Origin of the sequence: Brevundimonas sp. (genome assembly GCF_041648115.1) — a bacterium.
In the GTDB taxonomy this organism is placed as follows: Bacteria; Pseudomonadota; Alphaproteobacteria; order Caulobacterales; family Caulobacteraceae; genus Brevundimonas.
Genome location: NZ_JBAZPR010000012.1, coordinates 32,103 through 48,959, shown reverse-complemented (window position 1 = coordinate 48,959; position 16,857 = coordinate 32,103). Strand labels below are relative to the sequence as shown.

The window sequence follows — 16,857 nt, the reverse complement described above, 5'->3', positions numbered from 1 at the left end:
TTAAATAGCTCTCCGAATGTAGTCATATGCCGCGTTGCGGCTTTGAAATCCTTTCCAACCTAGACCATCAATTGTCGTTCTAGCCGCGAGACCTTTTTTCATGCCGCATTCGACTAAGATCGACCGAGCATAAAGGACTTTTTCTTTTTTAAGGTCGACGGGATATGGAATTCCGCGCTGGACTTCACAAGCTTGCATGTCTCAGAGCGCTTCTCTTATGCGATGAACTTGTGCTGACGAGTCAGAGCCGCCCAAAGCCGCCGAAATGGTATTAGCAATACGTTCGGAGGCCCGGCGCGTCGGATCGTCCGCGAAGTGGGAATATCTCGCGGTAGTCGTTGGCGAAGCGTGGCCTAGAAGTTTGCCGACCATGCCAAGACCCATGCCAGACGCCGCGCCAGTGGAAGCGTAGGAGTGGCGTAAGTCGTGGAGCCGCAAATCAGACATACCCGCGTGGGCAGTGAGCCGCTTCCACGGCCGTTTCAGATCGCTACGCGGCTTGTCGGCTTTTTCGCCGATGATGACGAAGGGGTTGCCTTGAACGCGGGGTAGTTCGGCGAGGATTTGCAAGGCTGGCGCGCCAAGCCAGATCTTTTTAGCCCCGGTTTTGGACGCAGGCAGGTTGAGGAAGCCGGTATCAAGATCAACGTGCGCCCATTCCAGATTCAGTATCTCGCCCGCCCTACAGCCCGTCAGTAGTAGCAGCCGAATTGCCGCGAGCGCGTAGGGGTCCAGCACTTCGCGTTGATGGGAGGTGTTGCGCGGCCGATGCTTGGTGAGCACGCCCTCGTTTAGTTGCCAAGGCAAGCCCACAGTTTCGGCTTCCCGTAGCGCATCCCCTAGCCGTTGCAGTTCATCGGGCGAGAGAAACCGTTCGCCCTTACCATCCGCATAGACTTTTACGCCGTGCCTCGGGTTTGTCGTCAGATAGCCGTGGGAAACCGCGTAGCTGAAAATGCCGCCAAGTAGCCGGACGGTTCGCGTCGCCGTACCTTTTCCGCCCGTGACTATCGCCCTGCCCTGCTTTCCAGTCTTTACGTCGATAGCCGTTTTACCGTTGGCGACAGCGCGCATGAACCTCTCGATATCGCCGCGTTCGATTTCGCCAATCCGCCGAGTGCCCAGAAGTGGTTTTATGTGGCGTTCAATACGGCCCTTGTCGGTCGCGAGTGTGGAGGCCTTTTTATCTTCACAGCCCTCAGCCAGATATTCGTCGCAGAGTTGGGCAACAGTCATTTCACCCCGACGTTTTGCTCGCTCCCCAGCTTCATCGCCGCCAAGCTCCGCTTTCGCTAAGATCGCTTGAGCTTGTTTGCGGGCTTCCGCCAACGTGATTTTATCAGCCTTTCCGACCGTGACCTTACGGGTAACGCCGTTACGTCCGCCGAAGTCGTATTGCACGATGAACGATTTAGAGCCGCTAGGACGGACGCGGACGCCAAATCCGGGGAGATCCCCACACCATTCGACATAGTCGGTCTGGCGCGTCGCTAGGGCGTCCAGACGCGGCTTGGTGAGCTTGGGCTTGTTCATCTCATTTCCTTGCGGGTAGGACGGGGGTAGGACGGCACAGGTAAAAGGATGCCACTCCCATCAATGCGAGGCAAGGGTCGTACGTTCCGAAATATTGATATAAAAAGGCTTTTCTCAATCTCCGGTAACAGGGGGCATGATGGATAAAGCTTCTACCGCTGCCCTCCGAAGGCAGGGGTCACAGGTTCGAATCCTGTCGGGTGCGCCATCTTCTTTTTCATGTGTCGGGTTTCAGGAAATCTGACTCCTGTTTCACTGAAGCGACTCAAAGCCCATGTTGGCGCGGAGCGGCAGTACCGCCGCTCGTTGGGTCGTGCAGTGATTTACCGATTTGTGGTTGCTCTACTATCATAGTGGATGAGGCTCGGAGCAAGAAAGCCCCAGTGGGCGCGTGGTGGCCATGGGTCACGGAATGCGTCTTGTGAACAAGCCAACCGGGCGGCTATGGCTGCGCCCGCGCCTGCGGCTGTAACAGCAGCGGACGATACGAGAGGATGCGCGCCTGTGAACACGATGGATAGCGACGATCTCGCAGGTAGGTTATGGAGCCTGTGCCATGTCCTGCGGGACGACAGCATAGTCTTTAATAAGTATTTGTCCGAACTGACCTATCTTCTGTTCCTTAAGAACGCGAAGCAGTTGGATGCAGAGCAAGCAATTCCGGAAGGTTCCCGATGGGATGACTTGCTCGCTGCGCGGGGCTCCGGCATGTTGGGCTTTTATCGCAAGCTTTTAACACGACTTGGTGAAGACGTTCAGAATGAAAACATTCGAAGTATTTTCTCATTCCCAACTACTGTTTTCTCACACGACGAAAATCTCGAAAAAGTTGTCGCTGGAATCCAATCAATTGATTGGCATGACTACGATCGAGACGGTCTCGGCCTGATATATGAGAGCTTGCTTGAGCGAAATGCGACAGAAGCTAGATCGGGTTCGGGGCAATACTTTACCCCCCGGCCCTTGGTCGATGCGATGGTGCGTGTGACGAAGCCCCGAGCTGGTGAAACGATCTCTGATCCGGCCGTCGGAACTGGTGGATTCCTGATAGCGGCGCATCGCGCGGGCACACCGGAAATGACGCAGGGATGTCTATATCAGGGCGTGGAAATCGAGCGGGATACATTCCGGCTCTGTCTGATGAACCTGTATCTCCACGGGATGAATGGTCGCCTTATTCATGGCGACGCACTCACTATCGATTCCGAGCCCCTGCTCTTATCTGATCTGATTCTCGCAAATCCGCCTTTTGGCGTTAGTTCAGGTGGTGCGCGGCAACGAAGAACCGACCTGCCTCACCCCACGGCGAACAAACAGCTATCGTTTCTCCAGTACATCGGACTTGCAATGGCTCCCAGAGGACGCGCGGCAGTTGTCGTGCCGGATAACGTACTATTCGAGCCTGGGGCAGGTCTGCGCGTAAGGCGCGATCTTTTGGAATTGTTCGATCTGCATACCGTCCTGCGCCTACCCAAAGGCATTTTCTATGCGCCTGACGTTCGAACAAACGTGCTTTTCTTCAATCGTCGAGACCCCGATCATGGCCCCGTGGATGAGGTCTGGTTCTACGATCTCCGAACGGGCATGCCGACCTTCACAAAACGGAAGACCCTTCGAGATAGCGATTTCGAGGAGTTTGAAGCAGCCTTCGGTGACGATCCATTTGGGCGCTCGCCCCGCAAGACTGGTCCCCGCTTCAAGTGTCTGACCAAGGACGAAATCCGAGCGCGGAACTATGATCTGGACGTTCGATGGAACGATGAGACCACCGAAGAAGAAGCGCCCGACCTAGCCGATCTTGTGAGTCAGATGGACGAAGCGCTCACGGAAGCCCGCGCGGCTTTGGTCGAGATCAGCGCCATCGTGAGTGGCGTGGATTCCGACACGGCGGTTACAAATGGCTAACGCGCCTCCGTTGTCGAGAAGTCCGCGGATCACGCGGGCGTATGCCGGGCCGCTGCTCGCGCGCTGCACCCAGGCCATGCCCCGCAGATAGCGCCCGACCAGAAACAGAATCTGGCCCTGCACAAGCGAGCCGCCCAGCACGGCCAGGCCGACTTCCCACAGCGGCAACATTCCACGATGCGCCAGCGCACCACCCGCGACAGCCACGGCCTCCCCCTCGGTCCCCGCACCAATAAAAAGGAAGGGAAGGCCAAGTTGGGCGACGAGGGTTTCGAACGACATGGCTGCGCCCCTGCGCCGGGCGAAACCGGTCTCGCTTAAGTCACCCGCCACGATGCAAAATATCGCTTTGACCAACCGCGCAGATACCGTGCCGAAAACTACGACCCCATTATTAGTGAGGCCCGCAGACTTTCCGACCACTAGCGCGTTATGGGCTCCATGACCGAAAAAGAACCGCGTAAAACGCCCATCGGTTACGAAGATGGGCCGGACAAGCCGACCAAGGGCGCATTTCGCTTGATCGCGCTGGCGATCGGCGTGGCCGCTCTCGTCTGCATTGGGCTCATAGGTATGGTGGTCATGAGGAGCGGCGGCATCTAAGTCCATCGTCCCCCGACCAAGTTCGGCGCCAATCTTCCGAGCAAAACGTCCTTAATCCTGACGATCAAATCACACTAGGGAGAAGACGCGCACGGAGGCGGAAATGGCGGCTTGGAGATTCTGGATCGATCGGGGCGGCACCTTCACCGACGTGATCGCTCGTGCGCCGGATGGCGTGTTGCAGACCCGAAAGCTGCTGTCGGTCAATCCCGAACAGTATGCCGACGCGGCGGTGGAGGGCATTCACCGCATCCTGGACGCTGCGCCTGGACCGCTGGCGCCGGGTCTGGTCGAGGACGTGCGGATGGGCACGACAGTTGCGACCAACGCCTTGCTGGAACGCAAGGGCGAACCGACGCTGCTGGCGATCACGGCGGGGTTTGGCGACGCGCTTCGCATCGGCTGGCAGGCGCGGCCTGAACTGTTCGTGCGCAACATCGTGCTGAACGATCAGCTTTATGATCGCGTGGTAGAGATCGATGAGCGCGTGATGGCGTACGGCGCCGTCGATCGGCCGCTGGACGAGGACAGGGCCCGCGTCGATCTGGCGGCCGCCCATGCATCTGGGCTGCGCGCCATCGCCATCGTTCTGGTCCACGGCTGGCGCTTCACCGACCATGAGACACGCCTGGCGGAGATCACACGCGAGGTCGGGTTCGAACAGGTTTCGGTCAGTCACGAGGTTGGTGCGCTGATCAAGCTGATCGGGCGTGGCGACACCACCGTAGCCGACGCCTATCTGTCGCCCATCCTGCGCGCCTATGTGGAGCGGGTCGGGGCCGATCTGGGCGAGGCGACGCCGCTTCAGTTCATGCAGTCGTCGGGCGGGCTGACGGCGGCCGACGCCTTCCGGGGCAAGGACGCCATCCTGTCGGGACCGGCGGGCGGCGTGGTGGCGATGGCCGAGACGGCCAAGGCGGCCGGGTTCGACCGCGCCATCGGTTTCGACATGGGCGGCACCTCGACCGACGTGTCCCATTTCGCCGGCGACTATGAGCGGACCTCGGACGCCGTGGTCGCCGGCGTGCGGCTGCGGGCGCCGATGCTGAGCATTCACACCGTGGCCGCAGGAGGCGGCTCGATCTGCCGGTTCGAGGGCGGTCGCCTGAGAGTCGGGCCCGAATCCGCCGGCGCGGTTCCGGGTCCGGCCGCCTACCGGCGCGGCGGACCGCTGACGGTGACCGACTGCAATGTCATGCTGGGCAAGCTGAGCCCCCACTTTTTCCCGGCGGTCTTCGGGCCGAACGCCGACCAGTCGCTGGACGCCGAGGCCGTGCGCGACCGATTCGCCGCCCTCGCGGCCGAGGTGGAGGCCGCGACTGGACGCGCGACGACGCCGGGCGCGCTGGCGGAGGGCTTCGTCACCATCGCCGTGCAGAACATGGCCGAGGCGATTCGTTCGATCTCGATCCAGCGCGGCTATGATGTGACCCGCTATGTGCTGAACTGTTTCGGCGGCGCGGGCGGACAGCACGCCTGTCTGGTCGCCGATGCGCTCGGCATGACCAGGGTGCTGCTGCATCCGTTCGCGGGCGTCCTGTCGGCCTATGGCATGGGTCTGGCCGAGGTGCGGGCCATCCGCCAGGCGACCGAGGCGACGCCGCTCTCCGCCGCACGCGACACGGCCCTGGCCGACAGGATCGCCGAGCTTTCGACGGCCGCGCGCGCCGATTTGAAAGCCCAGGGTTTCGCGGCCGACGCCATTTCCACAGTCGCCCGCGCCGAGATCAAATTCGCCGGTTCCGACACGCCCCTGGTCGTGCCTTTCGGTCCCGCCGATGCGATGGCAGAAGCCTTCGAAGCCCTGCACCGCCGCCGCTTCGGCTTCTTCGCCGAAGACAAGGTCCTGGTCGTCGAGACCCTGGAGGTCGAAGCCGTCGGCCATTCGGACCAGGCGCCATCGATGCCGACCCTAACCACCGCGAGCGGATCGCTGGAGACCGTCGCGGTCCCGACCGTCCGCATGGCAGGTCAGGACCGCCAGACCCCCGTCCATCGCCGTGACGCCCTGACGCCGGGCCTGGCGATCGACGGCCCGGCCATATTGCTGGAGGACACAGGCACCACCGTGGTCGAGCCCGGATGGCGCGCGACCGTCGACGCCCAGGCCAACCTGCTGCTGGAGAGGGTCGTCGCCCTGCCGGCTCGCGTCGCCATCGGCACGGATGTCGATCCGATCATGCTGGAAGTGTTCAACAGCCGCTTCATGGCCTGCGCCGAACAGATGGGCGAGGCCCTGCGCGCCACCGCCTATTCGGTGAACATCAAGGAGCGGCTGGACTTCTCCTGCGCCATATTCGACGCGACCGGCGCCCTGATCGCCAACGCCCCGCATATCCCGGTCCACCTGGGATCGATGGGCGAAAGCATCCGCACCGTGATCGCATCACGCGGAGGCGGGCGGATGAGCAGGGGCGACGTCTATATGCTGAACGCCCCCTACAATGGAGGGACTCACCTGCCCGACATCACCGTCATCATGCCGGTGTTCCTGGACGATGACGCAGGCCCAGCCTTCTTCGTCGCCGCGCGTGGACACCATGCCGACGTGGGCGGCACGACGCCGGGGTCCATGCCCGCCTCGTCCCGGACGGTGGATGATGAGGGGGTGCTGATCGACGACTTCCTGCTGGTGGACGCCGGGCGGCTGCGAGAGGCCGAGACCCGCGCCCTGTTCGCCTCAGGCCGTCATCCGTCGCGCAACATCGATCAGAACCTGGCCGACCTGAAGGCCCAGATCGCGTCCTGCACGCGCGGCGCCGACGAACTGATCCGCATGACCGCCGAGTTCGGCCGGCCGGTCGTTGCGGCCTATATGGGCCATATCCAGGACAATGCCGAAGAGGCCGTGCGGCGCGCCATCGCCGCCCTCAAACCCGGCGCCTTCGCCTATGAGATGGACGACGGCGCCGTCATCCGCGTCCGTATCGACGTGGACACTGAGGCGCGCAGCGCCGTCGTCGACTTCACCGGAACCAGCAAACAGCGACCGACCAACTTCAATGCGCCGCTGTCGATCACGCGGGCGGCGACACTTTATGTCTTCCGCACCCTGGTCGACGACGCCATTCCGCTGAACGAGGGGTGCCTGAAGCCGATCGAACTGATCGTGCCGGAGGGATCGATGCTGAACCCCCGCTATCCGGCCGCAGTGGTCGCCGGCAATGTCGAGACCAGCCAGGCGGCCGTGGACACCCTGTACGGCGCCCTGGGCGTTCTGGCCGCCAGTCAGGGGACGATGAACAACTTCACCTTCGGCGACGATGCGCGTCAGTATTACGAGACCATCGCCGGAGGCTCCGGCGCCGGGCCTGATTTCGACGGGACCAGCGCGGTCCAGACCCATATGACCAACAGCCGCCTGACCGATCCCGAGGTGCTGGAAACCCGCTTCCCGGTCCTGCTGGAAGAATTCTCGATCCGCCGGGGCTCCGGCGGCGCGGGCCGCTGGACAGGCGGCGACGGCGCGGTGCGACGGGTTCGGTTCCTGGAGCCGATGACCGCCGCCATCCTGTCCAACCACCGCCGTGTCCCGCCGTTCGGCGCCGACGGCGGCAAACCCGGCGCGACGGGGATCAATCGTATCGAACGCGCGGACGGAACGATCGACCCCCTGGCTTCGACGGCCGAGGTGTCCATGGCGCCCGGCGATGTCTTCGTCATCGAGACGCCGGGCGGCGGCGGCTTCGGCGAATGAGGCTTCCGCAGTCGGTCGAACCGCGCAATCCTCCGTATCGAGGGGGATGAACCATGCTGGTGCTTATCGGGATCGCGGTCGTGGTCGTGGGCTTCGTCGCCCGGATCAATCCGCTGGTGGTCATACTGGTCGCGGCGATCACGACCGGGGTGCTGGCGGCGGTCGGACCGGGCGTCGATGCGCGCGCCCTGCTGACGGCGGGCATCGACACCATCAGCCGGTTCGGCGAGGCCTTCAACGACAACCGCTATTTCCACATCACCTGGCTGGTCCTGCCGGTCATCGGCCTTCTGGAACACGCCGGATTGCAGGAACGGGCGCGGGATCTGGTGACCCAGGTCAAGGCGGCGACGGCCGGTCGGCTGATGCTGATCTATCTGATCGTGCGCCAGGCGACCTCGGCTCTGGGGCTGACCTCGCTGGGCGGTCATCCGCAGATGGTCCGCCCCCTGATCGCGCCGATGGCCGAGGGCGCGGCCGAGACCGAACATGGCCCCCTGACGAACAAGGCCCGGTTCCGCATTCGCAGCATGGCGGCCGGAACCGACAATATCGGCCTGTTCTTCGGCGAGGACATCTTCATCGCCATCGGCTCCATCGTCCTGATCGTCGGCTTCCTGGAACAGGCCGGGGTGCGGGTCGAGGCTCTGCACGTCTCGCTGTGGGCCATCCCCACCGCCGTCGTCGCCTTGCTGGTGCACGGCGCACGCCTGCTGATGTTCGATCGTCAGGTGCGCAGGGACATGGCCGTGCCCGACGTCGTCGAGGACGCGGAGGCCGGACGATGATCACGCTGGAACACGCCTATGTGGCGACAGGCCTGATGTTCGCGGCCTTCTCGATCCTCAGCCTGCGCGATCCGTTGAATCCGACCCGGTTCCGCAGCGCCCTGTTCTGGGGCCTGATCGCCGTCTCCCTGCTGTTCGGCTCATGGCTGGGCGGCCTGGGCAACGGCCTGCTGGTCATCGCCCTGGTCGTGATCGGCGCGATGGGCAAGCTGGGTGTCGGCAAGCCCGTCACCACGACCGGCGAGCAGCGTCAGGCTGGCGCGGCTCGCTGGCGCAACGCCCTGTTCGTCCCCGCGCTGATGGTGCCTTTGGTGGCCGTCGGCGGGACGCTCCTGGCCAAATACACACCGGCCGGCGCCTGGCTGATCTCGCCGGTGCAGACCACGCTGATCTCGCTGGGCTTGGGCTGCGTCGTGGCGCTGGTCGTCGCCATGGTCTGGTTCCGACCGCCGGTCATGGCCCCGGTTCAGGAGGGGCGTCGATTGATGGACTCCATCGGCTGGGCAGCGCTTCTACCCCAGATGCTGGCCTCCCTCGGCGCGGTCTTCCTCGCAGCCGACGTGGGTCAGGTGGTGGGCGATCTGGTGGCCCAGGTCATTCCCATGACCTCGGCCTTTCTCGCCGTCTTCGCCTATTGCGCGGGCATGGCCCTGTTCACCATCATCATGGGCAACGCCTTCGCCGCCTTCCCGGTGATGACCGCCGCCATAGGCCTGCCCATCGTGGTGCATCAGTTCGGCGGCGATCCCTCCATCGTCTGCGCCATCGGCATGCTGGCCGGCTTCTGCGGAACCCTGATGACGCCGATGGCGGCCAACTTCAACGTCGTGCCCGCCAACCTGCTGGAACTGCCCGACCGCAACGCGCCCCTGAACGGGGTCATCCGCGCCCAGCTGCCCACGGCGGCGATCATGCTCGTGGCCAATATGCTGCTGATGTATTTCCTAGCTTTCCGGTTCTGATCATGACGCAAAGCCTCGACGCCGCCCTCGCCTCCCGCTTCGCCGCCACCGCCCTGGGCCACGTGACACGCGAATATCCCAACCACATCATGCATGTGCTGACCGGCCCGCAGGACGCCCGCACCCCGCGCGACATGCATCCGATCTTCTTCGGCAGTTTCGACTGGCATTCGTGCGTGCACGGCTGGTGGACCCTGTTCACCCTTTATCGCCTGTATCCCGACATGGCCGAGGCCGACCAGATCCGCACAACGGCCGACGCCCTGTTCACGCCGGACAATGTCGCGGGCGAAGTCGCCTATCTGGACCTGCCGGAAGCCCGTGGGTTCGAACGTCCCTATGGCTGGGCCTGGCTGCTGATGCTGAGCGCCGAACTGGGTCGCCATGACACGGATGAAGGCCGCCGCTGGTTCGAGACCCTGCGTCCCCTGGCCCAGGTCTTCGCCGAGCGTTTCAAGGCCTTCCTGCCGCTGGCGGATTATCCGGTGCGGGTCGGAACCCACTACAACACCGCCTTCGCCCTGCGCTTGACGCTGGACTATGCCGACGCCCATGACGCCGATCTGGCCGCCGCCTGCCGCGACGCCGCCCTGCGCTGGCACGCGAACGACCGCGACTATCAGGCCTGGGAGCCGTCGCAGGACGAGTTCCTTTCCCCGGCCCTGATGGAGGCTGAGCTGATGCGGCGTGTCCTGCCCGCCGCTGACTACCGCACCTGGTTCGACGCCTTCCTGCCGCGCCTGGCCGAAGGCGAACCGGCGACGCTTCTTTCACCCGCGCGCGTCAGCGACCGCACCGACGGCAAGATCGCGCATCTGGACGGATTGAACCTGAGTCGAGGCTGGTGCTGGCGCGCCATCGCGGCGGCCCTCCCCGCATCCGAACCGCTGAAAGCCGTCGCCACGGCCGCCGCCCAGCGCCACCTCGACGCCGCCCTGCCCCACGTCACCGGCGACTACATGGGCGAGCACTGGCTGGCCAGCTTTGCCCTGCTCGCATTGCATGACCCAGACGTCTCAGCATCGACGCGCTCTTCGGCGCAAGATCACCTTCGCTCGCCCCGTGTCAGATAGTTGGCCAAGCTGCTCACGCCGCAGCCATGGTTGACCCGTCGAGAGCCTGCGCATGACCAGCGAGGTCCACTAAAAGCGACGCCTTCGGCCCGCGCTCTAATGGAGAAGACGATCTTGTCAATCAAACGCCAGCTCGGACGCGCTTAGCTTATGGGCGTCGAGGCCCATATAGATCGATCTTTTCAAGGCCCGTTGGTCGACCACGTCGATTTCTATCCGTTGGAAGGCCTAGGCAAGTTCGACCTCCCGGTGCAGGGCAGCCTGGCTGTTTTGCTAGGTTTGGGCGGGGTCCCGACAGCAGAAAGCCCCGCCGTTTCGGGCGGGGCTTCTGGGCTTCTCACGAGGTGTGAGGTGTCGTTGGGTGCGGGAGTAGGATTTGAACCTACGACCTTCAGGTTATGAGGACGATTTTTGAAGTTTTCTCTTAGTACTCCGAAGCATCCGAATGTACGACAGAGCCATACGCCACTTAGGTTGCTGTTGATCTCCGCGAGCTTCTGAATCATCTTTTCCGCGATGTATTTCGCCCAGCTTTCCGGCCTCTCGCTTCCACCTCGCTGCCACGGAATCGGAGAGTCAAAAAGTTCGGTGTCTGAGAAAGGATGCTGGCATGGCCAATGAGAAGCTGACGAAGCGAGCGGTAGACCGGCTTGAGCCTCGCGAGAAGGATTACATTGTCTTCGACGAGGATCTGCCCGGCTTCGGCGTGCGGGTCATGCCGAGCGGCAAGCGCTTCTATCTGATCCAGTACCGTCGGCATGGTCGGACCCGACGCGTGATGATCGGTCCGCACGGACCAGTCACGGCCGAGATCGCCCGCCGCGAGGCGAACCGGATGCTGGGCGCCGTGCGGGGCGGCGGTGACGATCCCGCGACACTCCGGGATATGGAGCGCCAGGCGGCGACCATTCCCGAACTGGGCGCCCGCTTTCTCAAGGAGCACGTCGAGGTGCGCTGCAAACCCTCGACCCAATATGAGTACCGGCGAGCCGTCGAACTCTTCATCAATCCGTTCTTCGGCAAGCAGAGGGTCAGGACGGTGACGTCGGCCGACGCGGCGGAGCTTCACGGCAAGTACGCCCACACCCCATACCAATCCAATCGGGTCTTGGGCGTGCTGTCCAAGATGATGAACCTCTCGGAGGTGTGGGGCATGCGGGATCGGCGCACCAACCCCTGTGACGACGTTCGTCCCTTCCCGGAGCGGAAGCGTGAGCGCTTCCTGTCGCCCGAAGAGACCGAGCGCCTGGGCGCGGCCCTCAACGAGGCCGAGCGCTCAGGCGCGGAAAGCCGCTTCGCCGTCGCAGCCTTCCGTCTGCTGCTTCTCACTGGCTGCCGCCTGGGAGAGATCCAGCGGCTTAAGTGGAGCTACGTCGACATGGGCGCGTCGCGCATCCGCCTTCCCGACAGCAAGACCGGGGCGAAAACCGTTTACCTCGGCGCTGCTGTCGTCGAACTCCTGCGCAAGCTGCCGGAGGTGGACGGCAATCCCTACGTCATCGTCGGAAAGCTACCGGGAACCCACTTGACCGATCTTCAGCATCCGTGGCGTCGCATCCGGGCGTCGGCGGGTCTGGACGACGTTCGCATCCATGATCTGCGCCACACCTTCGCATCGGACGGCGTGCTGGGCGGCGAGGGTCTCCCGATGATCGGAAAGCTGCTTGGACACACTCAGGTCCAGACCACCGCTCGCTACGCTCACCTCGCCGACAATCCGGTCAAAGAGGCCGCGACGAGGATTGCTGGGCGACTGGCGGCGGCGCTCGGATGACCCGTCACCACCGACTGCATCAAGGCTGCGATCGAGTTATCCGCCAGACAGCAGAAAGCCCGTCATTTCTGACGGGCTTTCCTTCTTCCGTTGACAATGAGGGGGGGCTCGCGCCCGCGTGTCTCAAAGCCGATGCTCAATATAATGGTGACGGCTTGAAAACCTGTCAACCAGCGTACCTCCTGCCCTGTCCGGAGACGTCAGGGTTCCCGGATGTTCACTGACGATGAACTCCACGATTTGCCGGCGATCATCTCCGGACCGCGATTTGCGACCTATCTTCGGGCCTGCGGTAACGACACGGCTAGCGCCTTGCGGCTTTACGTCTGGAATGCCGAGGTCTCGGCGGCCTTCATCGTCCCGCTACACATATGTGAGGTCGCGGTCCGCAACGGCGTAGTCGAGGCTATCGAGCGCGTTCACGGCCCCAACTGGCCGTGGTCCAACGGCTTCATCCGAAGCCTACCCGCACCGAAGAAACCTCATCACTACAGTCCCCAAGTCAATCTTCGGGCCGTCGCAGCGAAGCAGCCGACCACCGGCAAGGTCGTCTCGGAGCTTAACTTCGCTTTCTGGGAAAAGGTCTTCACAGTCGGCCAGGACCAGCGCCTTTGGACGCCGCATATGCACGCCGTCTTCCCCGGCCTGTCCCCCGCGGTCCCAACTCCGGCGGCACGAGCGCAGGCGTTTCGGTTGCTCCAAGACATTCGGCATTTCCGCAACCGGACCGCACACCACGAACCGATCTTCGGGCGGCAACTCACGGATGACTATGCGAGCATACGGCTTCTGATCGAGTGGCGTAGGCCGACAGGCGCAACTTGGCTTGATCGCATTGAGCGTATTTCAGCTCTGTTGGCCCTCCGTCCGTAGATACGGGACGCTTTCGCCCCCAAACCGTCCGGATCAACTTCTGAATTGCGCCAGAAGCGGTCATTGGCAGAGCGCCTACATTCGGACATTGGGCTCGCCGCTCTCATGCCTGATACCGACCCGCTGCCGCGGGCGCCGACCGGCTCGCCCTTTCCTATTCGGCTTTGAGCAACTAGTCAGAGCGCGTCCTTCACTGTCGAGCTGCGAATGTCCCTTCCGAACTCCGCCGCCTCGCCCCTGCGCTCGAGAATTGAAGTCTGGGCCGCAGTGGGATTGGCGACCGTCTTGGCGTTCTTCGTCATCAGCGGCCTGATCGCCTACAGCAACATTGAGCAACTGCGGTCGAACAACGCGCGAGTGATTCACACGCACTCGGTCTTGGTCGGCGCTGATGAGCTGCTGTCGACTGTGCAGGATGCCGAAACCGGCCAGAGAGGATTTCTGCTGACTGGCGACCCTCGCTATCTCCAGCCCTACGACCGCGCCGTGGCCGCTCTCGACTCGCGCATTGAAGGTTTGGTTGCACTCACGCACGACAACCCTCGGCAGACCGCCAACATTGGGCTGCTCCGCCGCCACATCGACGCGAAAACAGCGGAACTTCGCCAGACCATTGTCCTTCGCCGTGCCGGCGACCGGGAGGCCGCGCTCGCCATCGTCACCACCGATCGGGGCAAGCTGGAAATGGAGGCCATCCGCGAACAGGTCGCGGCGATCCGGACGGAGGGTCTGCGCCAGCGCCAAGACTGGCTGACCCAAATGGAGACCGCCTATCGGACCGCCGTCGTCAGCGGCCTGCTGTCGGCGGCCCTGGGCGCCGCCCTCACGATCGCCGTCTTTCTTCTGATCCGGCACAGCGCCCGGGCGCGCGCCCGGCAGGAATGGCTCCAGTCCGGTCAGGTCGGTTTGGCAGAGGCGTTGAGCGGCGACCACACGGTCGAGGAGCTGTCGGAAAGGGTATTGGCTTTCCTGGCGCGCTATACGGGGGCCCACGCCGGTGCTCTATTCAAGGGCGAGGCCGGGCGCTTCCGCCGCACCGCCACCCGCGGCGTCCCGGCCGACGCCCCGATTCCCGTCGCCTTCGGGCTCAAGGAGGGCTTGCTCGGCCAAGTGGCCGACGAGGGGCGCGCCCTCCTGCTCAATGATGTACCCGAGGGCTATATGACGCTCGGGTCTGCCCTGGGCCGCGACATCCCCCGCCATCTCGTCATCACGCCGGCGCGGGTGGACGAGGCGGTCAACGCCGTCATCGAACTGGGCTTCCTTCAGGCGCCCGGCGAGCTCGTCCTCGAACTGTTGGACGCCGCCTCTTCTTCGATCGGCGTGGCCCTCCGCTCGGCACGATACCGGGCCGAACTTCAGGATGCGCTGGAAGAAACCCAGCGGCAGTCGGAGGAGTTGCAGGTCCAGAGCGAGGAACTTCGCGTCTCCAATGAGGAGCTGGAGGAACAGGGTCGCGCGCTGAAGGAGTCACAGGTCCGTCTTGAGCAGCAGCAGGTCGAGTTGGAGCAGACCAACAGCCAACTGGAGGAGCAGGCCCAGACCCTGGAGGCGCATCGTGACGACCTGGAGCGCGCCGGCGCCGACCTAACCCAGAAGGCGCAGGATCTGGAGCGGGCCAGCCAGTACAAGTCTGACTTCCTGGCCAACATGTCTCACGAGCTGCGCACGCCGCTGAACTCGCTTCTGATCCTGTCCAAGCTGCTCGGCGACAACTCCGATGAAAATCTGACCGAGGAACAGGTGCGTTACGCCCGCACGATCCAGTCCTCGGGTGACGACCTGCTGACCCTGATCAACGACATCCTCGACCTGTCCAAGATCGAGGCCGGCCATGTGCAGATGCGAGCCGAGGGCGTATCCCTGCAACGCGTGACAAGCGATCTGCGCCATCTCTTCCAGCCGATCGCCGACGAGCGCGGCCTCGACTTCACGATCACCCTCGACGACGACCTTCCCGAGATCGTCGAGACCGATCGGCAGCGGCTGGAGCAGATCCTCAAGAACCTGCTGTCGAATGCGTTCAAGTTCACGGAACAAGGTTCGGTGCGGCTGTCCGTCGCCCCGGCGGGCGACGACATCGCCTTCGCCGTGACAGACACGGGCATCGGCATTTCGTCCGACCAACAGGTCGGAATCTTCGAAGCGTTCCAGCAGGCGGACGGCACCATAAGCCGCAAATACGGCGGCACAGGTCTCGGCCTGTCGATTTCACGGGAACTGTCGCGCCTGCTGGGCGGCTCGATAATGCTGGACAGCCGGCCCGGCGAGGGCAGCACCTTCACCCTCGTCATGCCTCGGATCTATGACGCCAGCCAGGTCGCGCCCCGCATTCCCGGGGCGCCAAAGCCGATCAACGGCCCGCGACCGGCGACGCCGACGAGAAAGGGCGCTGCTGCCTCTCTCCCTCTCCTTCGCGCCATCACGGATGATCGCGAGCAAATCGCCGAGGCGCGACGATTGCTTCTGGTGATCGAGGACGATGACCGGTTCGCGACCATCGTCCGCGACCTCTCGCGCGAGCTCGGCTTCCAGTGTCTGGTCGCGACCACCGCAGAGGAAGCCCTGAAGCTCGCTCGTCAGCACCGGCCAAGTGCGATTGTTCTCGACATCGGTCTCCCCGACCAGTCGGGTCTGACGGTGCTCGACAGCCTCAAGCGCGATGACCAGACGCGTCATATCCCGGTGCACATCATCTCCGCCGAGGATCACAGCCGCACGGCCATGGCGCTGGGCGCGCTGGGCTATACGATGAAGCCGGTCAAGCATAAGGATCTCGCCGAGGTGCTCGGCGGACTGGAGAATACCCTGGCACGAACGGTGCGCAGGGTTCTCGTGGTGGAGGACGACGACGTACAGCGCGAAGCAGTCCAGGCCCTCCTCTCCTCCGGCCACGTTGAGACGGTGGGCGTCGGCACGGCGGGGGAGTGTCTCAATGCCCTTCGCGAGCAAACCTTCGACTGCATGGTGCTGGACCTGACGCTGCCCGACGCGTCCGGCTTCTCCTTGCTGGAGACGCTCAGCCAGGATCAGGAGCACGCCTTCCCTCCGGTGATCGTCTACACCGGCCAGGACCTCACGCCGGACCACGAACAGCAGCTTCGGCGCTATTCGAACTCGATCATCATCAAGGGCGCCAAGTCTCCCGAGCGACTGCTCGACGAGGTCTCGCTCTTCCTGCACCAAGTGGTGTCCGAACTGCCCGCCGAGCAGCAGAAGATGATCCGCCAGGCGCGCAATCGCGACGCCCTGCTCGAGGGCCGTCGGATTCTCATCGTCGAGGATGACGTCCGCAACGTCTACTCGCTGACGAACGTCCTGGAACCGCGTGGCGCCGTGGTCGAGATCGCCCGCAACGGCCAAGAGGCGATCGACCTGCTGCAGGCCTCGGCGGATCACCCGGATCGCGCCATCGATCTGGTGCTGATGGACGTGATGATGCCGGTGATGGATGGTTTGACGGCGACGCAGACGCTGCGCGCCGATCCCCGTTGGTCGGATCTGCCGATCCTGATGCTGACGGCCAAGGCCATGCCCGACGATCAGGAACGCTGCCTCGCGGCGGGCGCTAACGACTACATGGCCAAGCCGATCGACGTGGACAAGCTGCTCTCGCTGGTTCGGGTCTGGATGCCGCGTTGAGGATGAT

The 16,857-nt window shown here is 63.5% G+C and carries 11 protein-coding genes; 9 read left to right on the top strand and 2 right to left on the bottom strand.

Annotation, left to right across the window (positions count from 1 at the left end; all coding sequences use genetic code 11):
* Positions 1–201: 201 nt before the first annotated feature.
* Complete coding sequence (locus WC597_RS12245; protein ID WP_372693577.1) at positions 202–1,533, bottom strand: tyrosine-type recombinase/integrase; 1,332 nt, start codon at positions 1,531–1,533, stop codon at positions 202–204.
* 513 nt (positions 1,534–2,046) lie between these two features.
* On the opposite strand from WC597_RS12245, the gene WC597_RS12240 reads away from it, so the two are divergent.
* Positions 2,047–3,438 carry an N-6 DNA methylase gene (locus tag WC597_RS12240; protein WP_372693672.1) on the top strand — a complete coding sequence of 464 codons (1,392 nt, stop codon included), beginning with the start codon at positions 2,047–2,049 and terminating at the stop codon, positions 3,436–3,438.
* Here WC597_RS12240 and WC597_RS12235 read toward each other — a convergent pair.
* Positions 3,322–3,720, bottom strand: coding sequence for a hypothetical protein (locus WC597_RS12235; RefSeq protein ID WP_372693576.1), 399 nt, complete (start codon positions 3,718–3,720; stop codon positions 3,322–3,324). The two genes, WC597_RS12240 and WC597_RS12235, sit on opposite strands and share 117 nt — an antisense overlap.
* Before the next feature lie 159 nt (positions 3,721–3,879).
* Here WC597_RS12235 and WC597_RS12230 point away from each other — a divergent pair, with 159 nt between their 5' ends.
* From WC597_RS12230 to WC597_RS12195, 8 genes are all read left to right on the top strand, one after another.
* Positions 3,880–4,041: a hypothetical protein gene (locus WC597_RS12230; RefSeq protein ID WP_372693575.1), complete on the top strand. Its 162-nt coding sequence runs from the start codon at positions 3,880–3,882 to the stop codon at positions 4,039–4,041.
* Between the two features lie 103 nt (positions 4,042–4,144).
* A complete protein-coding gene (locus WC597_RS12225) occupies positions 4,145–7,738 on the top strand; it encodes a hydantoinase B/oxoprolinase family protein (protein ID WP_372693574.1) in 3,594 nt (1,197 codons plus the stop codon).
* A gap of 53 nt (positions 7,739–7,791) precedes the next feature.
* On the top strand, positions 7,792–8,526 hold the full coding sequence (locus tag WC597_RS12220) for a DUF969 domain-containing protein (protein WP_372693573.1): 735 nt from the start codon (positions 7,792–7,794) through the stop codon (positions 8,524–8,526).
* Positions 8,523–9,488 (top strand): DUF979 domain-containing protein, encoded by a 966-nt coding sequence (locus tag WC597_RS12215; RefSeq protein ID WP_372693572.1) that lies wholly within the window; start codon positions 8,523–8,525, stop codon positions 9,486–9,488. The genes WC597_RS12220 and WC597_RS12215 overlap by 4 nt, the downstream gene beginning before the upstream one ends.
* 2 nt (positions 9,489–9,490) lie before the next feature.
* Positions 9,491–10,561, top strand: a complete 1,071-nt coding sequence (locus tag WC597_RS12210) for a DUF2891 domain-containing protein (protein WP_372693571.1) — start codon at positions 9,491–9,493, stop codon at positions 10,559–10,561.
* A gap of 610 nt (positions 10,562–11,171) precedes the next feature.
* The gene (locus WC597_RS12205) at positions 11,172–12,335 is read left to right on the top strand and encodes a tyrosine-type recombinase/integrase (RefSeq protein ID WP_372693570.1); all 1,164 of its coding nucleotides are present in this window, start codon (positions 11,172–11,174) and stop codon (positions 12,333–12,335) included.
* Between the two features lie 213 nt (positions 12,336–12,548).
* Complete coding sequence (locus WC597_RS12200) at positions 12,549–13,208, top strand: hypothetical protein (RefSeq protein WP_372693569.1); 660 nt, start codon at positions 12,549–12,551, stop codon at positions 13,206–13,208.
* A gap of 207 nt (positions 13,209–13,415) precedes the next feature.
* Complete coding sequence (locus tag WC597_RS12195; protein ID WP_372693568.1) at positions 13,416–16,850, top strand: response regulator; 3,435 nt, start codon at positions 13,416–13,418, stop codon at positions 16,848–16,850.
* The last annotated feature ends 7 nt before the right edge of the window (positions 16,851–16,857 follow it).

Excerpts from the sequence above, each read along its gene's own strand:
- WC597_RS12245 (WP_372693577.1), bottom strand. The coding sequence starts at position 1,533 with ATGAACAAGCCCAAGCTCACCAAGCCGCGTCTGGACGCCCTAGCGACG.
- WC597_RS12240 (WP_372693672.1), top strand. The coding sequence starts at position 2,047 with ATGGATAGCGACGATCTCGCAGGTAGGTTATGGAGCCTGTGCCATGTC.
- WC597_RS12235 (WP_372693576.1), bottom strand. The coding sequence starts at position 3,720 with ATGTCGTTCGAAACCCTCGTCGCCCAACTTGGCCTTCCCTTCCTTTTT.
- WC597_RS12230 (WP_372693575.1), top strand. The coding sequence starts at position 3,880 with ATGACCGAAAAAGAACCGCGTAAAACGCCCATCGGTTACGAAGATGGG.
- WC597_RS12225 (WP_372693574.1), top strand. The coding sequence starts at position 4,145 with ATGGCGGCTTGGAGATTCTGGATCGATCGGGGCGGCACCTTCACCGAC.
- WC597_RS12220 (WP_372693573.1), top strand. The coding sequence starts at position 7,792 with ATGCTGGTGCTTATCGGGATCGCGGTCGTGGTCGTGGGCTTCGTCGCC.
- WC597_RS12215 (WP_372693572.1), top strand. The coding sequence starts at position 8,523 with ATGATCACGCTGGAACACGCCTATGTGGCGACAGGCCTGATGTTCGCG.
- WC597_RS12210 (WP_372693571.1), top strand. The coding sequence starts at position 9,491 with ATGACGCAAAGCCTCGACGCCGCCCTCGCCTCCCGCTTCGCCGCCACC.
- WC597_RS12205 (WP_372693570.1), top strand. The coding sequence starts at position 11,172 with ATGGCCAATGAGAAGCTGACGAAGCGAGCGGTAGACCGGCTTGAGCCT.
- WC597_RS12200 (WP_372693569.1), top strand. The coding sequence starts at position 12,549 with ATGTTCACTGACGATGAACTCCACGATTTGCCGGCGATCATCTCCGGA.
- WC597_RS12195 (WP_372693568.1), top strand. The coding sequence starts at position 13,416 with ATGTCCCTTCCGAACTCCGCCGCCTCGCCCCTGCGCTCGAGAATTGAA.